General features: G+C 70.4%; 2 protein-coding genes and 1 pseudogene. 2 read left to right on the top strand and 1 reads right to left on the bottom strand.

Annotation, left to right across the window (positions count from 1 at the left end):
- Positions 1 to 165: pseudogene (locus tag ACWGI8_RS40455) on the bottom strand (methylmalonyl-CoA carboxyltransferase); the annotation flags it as partial.
- Positions 166 to 531: 366 nt separating this feature from the next.
- Between ACWGI8_RS40455 and ACWGI8_RS40450 the strand changes: the two are divergent.
- Both ACWGI8_RS40450 and ACWGI8_RS40445 read left to right on the top strand, forming a co-directional pair.
- On the top strand, positions 532 to 1,293 hold the full coding sequence (locus tag ACWGI8_RS40450) for an SMODS-associated NUDIX domain-containing protein (protein WP_453668444.1): 762 nt from the start codon (positions 532 to 534) through the stop codon (positions 1,291 to 1,293).
- Between the two features lie 70 nt (positions 1,294 to 1,363).
- Positions 1,364 to 4,147 carry a hypothetical protein gene (locus ACWGI8_RS40445; RefSeq protein ID WP_453668443.1) on the top strand — a complete coding sequence of 928 codons (2,784 nt, stop codon included), beginning with the start codon at positions 1,364 to 1,366 and terminating at the stop codon, positions 4,145 to 4,147.
- Positions 4,148 to 4,333: the final 186 nt, after the last annotated feature.

The following is a 4,333-nucleotide window of genomic DNA, read 5'->3' as shown; positions in this document are numbered from 1 at the left end:
GATCCGCTCACGCGCGGTCAGCTTGCCCTTGGCATGCTGCGCCTCGGTCGCACGGTCGCTGGGCCCGCGCCGCGCCTGCTCACGAAGGGCATGCAACTCCGCCACCTTCCCGATGACGGTCGTTGTTGCTCCGTTCGCGGGGGCACTCTCCAGGGTCGTCGTCATGCGCCATCTCCACCCGGGCCCGCCGATGCGGGCGGCTCTGCGGTCCAATGGGCCTCAAAGGCTCGCATTGAGCCATTCAAGCGAGCGGCGCAATGAGTTCTCCACCATTACCTGCCCCTAGTCTTCGCCCGGCCACCCCTAGAACCAGAAGGGCTGCCATACGGCCAGGTCACCGACGAGGTGTGTGTCCCCTTCTGCGTCGGTCCGCTTCCTTCGTTCAACGCGGCTGAATCCACGGGCTGTTGGCGTGAACGTTCCGGGGTTCGCGGTGTCCGGGAGACTCCCCGGCCGAAAGCGGCCCTCAATGTCGAACTCCGGGCGTGTCCACGCAGAGTGACGGCTAGTATCCCCGGCGGAGGGGGCTCAGTGATTGAGAAGATCGTCGTCAGCGTCGCCGCCGCGCTGCTCGGCTACATCGGCAGGACACTCTGGCAGAACAGGCGCCACCTGTCCCTGCTGCGACTGCTCTTCACACCGAGGCGCCGCATGCGCGTCTCCGTGGCCGTGCTGCTTCGGCTGCACGATGAGGACCACTACGTCCTCTTCGACTCGCTCACCCGGCCGGGTGCCTTCGGGCCGCCCGGCGGAGTCGTCAAGTACCGCGACACGGCGCGCGCCGACCTGGACAAGATCGGCTTCGAACCCGAGAGCCGTATCCAGCCGCTGATGAAGCGCGATCTGCGGGGGTTTCTGTCCGCGCTGCGGGTACCGCACTTCGCGCGCTGGCTGTACCGCGAGGAGGGCCGCGAACCGGCGACGGACTGCCTGCGACGCGAACTCGGTGAGGAGCTGGGGGAGGTCGGCCACCCGGAACTCTCCCCCCTGGCCAAGGAGGTCGGCTTCACCCTCGTCCGGCGGCTGATCGACGGCCCGCTGAAGGTCGCCGGGGAGTCCTACCGGCAGATCCGCTTCATCGAGGTGTACGACCTCCTGCCCGACAGGCCGGAAGCCGTCGAGCTGCGCTCGGCGTTGCTCGCCCTGGCGGCCGATCCGGCGGAGGGCCGCGTCATCGGGGCGAGCCGGCAGGACATCGCCCTGGGGCGGGCCGGCGCGCACATGATCCTGCCGCAGTCCGCCTTCCTGACGGGTGGCGAACGGCTGCGCGAGGACATTCAGCCGGTGCGCTGACCAACCACACGACCGGACGGAACAGCAAGGCGTCGAGGCATCGGTGAACACGCATTCTTCTGGAGCTTCCTTGACGGACCCGTTGGCGCTCCTGCACCGGGAGACCGTCGACCTGAACCTCGGACTCACCCCGGATCTCCTGGGCCGAGTGATGGAGTTCTATCCGGGCCGTCTCTTCCAGCGGCTCCTGGACCCGGCGACAGCCCTGAGCGTCGCCGCCGAGCTCTGGCGCGCCACGTACAACAAACTCGACCCCGAGCGGGCCATCCCTGTCTGTCTCGCCCTGCGCAACGTTCTCCGTTCCGGGCCCGACGTCGTCGGCGCACGCTTCGGCGGGCTGCGCTGGGACGCCACCTTCTGCCACCTCAACCTGTATCTGGCGGGATCGCTGCACCAGCACGCCACGGAGCTGATGGGCCGCGGGCGAAGCCGCATCGTCCGCCCGATGTTCGACGAGGCCATCCGCTGCTGGAGCGTCGTCGAACCCGACGAGGACAGGTTCCTGGCGCCAGGCAGCAAGGCGCGCCGCATCTGGCGCGGGATGCGTGGAGTCACCCAGCTGTATCTGGCTCGTCATATGCGGCAGCCGTACGACCTCCTGCGGGGCGCACGCGCCGATCTGCAGCTGGCCGAGGAACGCGGCGACACCAGCGAGGGGCACTTCACGTTCCTGCTGGAGGTGTTCAGTCGGCTGTCCCATGATCCGGCGGAACTGCCGGCCCTCTGGGACGCGACCGACGAGCTGATCGCGCGTGCCGCACCCCATGTCGGCAGCTCGTACAGGTGGCTGGTCGCCCTGGGCGAACACCGGCTGATGAGGGCCCAGTCGGGACACCCGAACCCGGGCGGCGACCTTGACGCCCGCTCGGCCTCCGCGCTGTACCAGCAGCTCCGCACCGAGCACGCGCAGGACGCGGAGCACAGCAGGGAGGCCCGGTTCTCACTGGGACGTGCGGCACTGCACTACGCGAAGGTACTGCTGGCGGGAGGTGGGCACGAGGACGCGGAGATGCTGCTGCACGAGGCGCGGGAGGCGTTGCTCACGTGCCTGCCCGATGAGGCCGGGAGCGCGGACGCCACGGGCGCCACCGCGGGGGAGGACTTCCGGAAGATCTCGCCCGCCCGGGTTTCGGGGCTGCTCGGCGAGGTCTGCCTGCGGCTGCATGCGCAGACCCGCCAGGAGGAGTACCTCGACGAGTCGATCACATGGTTCTCGACGGCCCAGCAGAGCGACGCCGCGCCGGACAACGTACACGGGCTGCTGGGCGAGGCATACCTGCGACGGGCCCGCGCGGGCAGCATGCCGGACCTGCGTACCGCCCTCGAGCACAAGGCCAAGGCGCGTGACGTCGGGGACCGGAATCCCAACAACTTCAGCGTCTCCGCCGCTGGTCACCATCAGCTGTGGCAGAAGACGGGTGTGCCCGCGGAGCTCGCCACCGCGGTCGACCTCGCCCTGCGGGCGTTCCGGCAGGACCCCCACTGGCCGTGGCCGCTGATGCAGCTCGCGGAGTTCGCGACGGCGCAGGCGAGGACCGGTGCGTTGACGCCGGCGGCCGGGGCGGAGGACAGCGCTGAGGACGGAGCTGGGGGTCCGGTTCGCGCCGGCTCCGGGGCGGAGACCGGTGGGGGCGCGGGCCGGGATCGGCCGGGCTCCGGGCCGTTGCGGTCCGGCAGACCGGATCCCGCGTCGCTCGAGGCACAACGGCTCCTCGACGCGGTGCACGAGGGCGACCAGGGCGGCCTGTACGAGGAAGCCGTCCGGACGGCCGTACACGCCCTGCCCTTCCGGCAGGCGGTGCTGGGCGGACGGTCGGAGACCTTCGTCCTGGACGACCCGCAGCGTCTCCTGTCGTCGACCCTGGTGCTGAAGCCGACCACGCGCGCCGAGGCCGAGGCGGAGCAGGCCCATCTCGCGTCCCTCGGGCGGTATCTGAGGCGCACGGGGGCTCCGAAGTGGATGCACTTGCCCACCTCCCTGGCACTCGTCGACCTGCCGGAGGACTGGCAGAGCTCGCGGCAGCCGGCCCCGGACACGGTCCTGGCGTCGCGTCGCTCGGTGGGCCGCAGCCTGGCGGCGGTCATTGCGGACGCCTACGAAGGGCGAGGCCGGCACCCGCGCGAGGCGGTGCGTCGCGCGGTCCAGTACCTGGCCCGCATCCACGTCTGGGCGGCGGAGTCGATGGTGTCGGACGCGGCAGCGGCCGGCGCACCTTCAGCAGTGACGGACTCGGGTGCGGTTGCCGTGCCCGTGGCGGCGACGAACGCGTACGAGGCGGTTGCGCGTGATCTGGTCAAACGCGCGGGCCGTATCGGATTGCCCCTGCCGGACGAACTCGGCGCGCACTGGACGGCCGTGACGCCCCAGGCCCTGCCGTCCGTACCGGGCCGCGACGCCCACGCGGAGAACTGGCTGGTCACCGACAGCGGTGCCGTGGTGGCGCTCGACCTGGAGCCTCACGGGCACCTCCCGCTGCTCTACGAGGTGGTCCAACTGATCGAGGATCACGCGGCGTTGGATCTCCAACAGAGCGACTGGCCGGACCGCGAGGCGCTGTGCGGGGTCTATCTGGCCGAGCTGGAGGCGCTGGGCCACCCGGCCACGGTGGTGGACGACGACGTACTCGCCGCCTATCAGTCCTTCGCCCTGGTGCGCGCGGTCTTCTTGACCGAGCACCTGTCCCAGGATGCGGCCGCCCCTCATTCAGGTACGTCAACGGGCTCACGCCGTTGGGCCCAGCGCCGTCTCGCCCACGCCCTGGCCCTGATCGAACGCTGCGAGCAGACGGCGGTCACGCCCGGTCTGCGAGACGTCGCCATCCGGGTGACGGACTCCCTCAGTCTGCGTCAGTGAGGAACCGCCGCGAGCGATGCCCTGCGTGACTTCGTACGCGAGGTGATCCGCCGGACAGCACCCAGGGCGTGTTGCGAAAGTCCCGCCTGCCCGCGACGCCTGGCACGCACTCCCCCGTAGCCCTTCGGGCACGGGAGGTGCCCCCACGCTGCGTTGTCGGACTCATCCAAGTACGCCCAGTACGAG

It is taken from the genome of Streptomyces sp. NPDC054841 (genome assembly GCF_053611045.1).
Note: the sequence above shows the minus strand (reverse complement) of the source record. Positions and strands in the feature narration are given on the sequence as shown.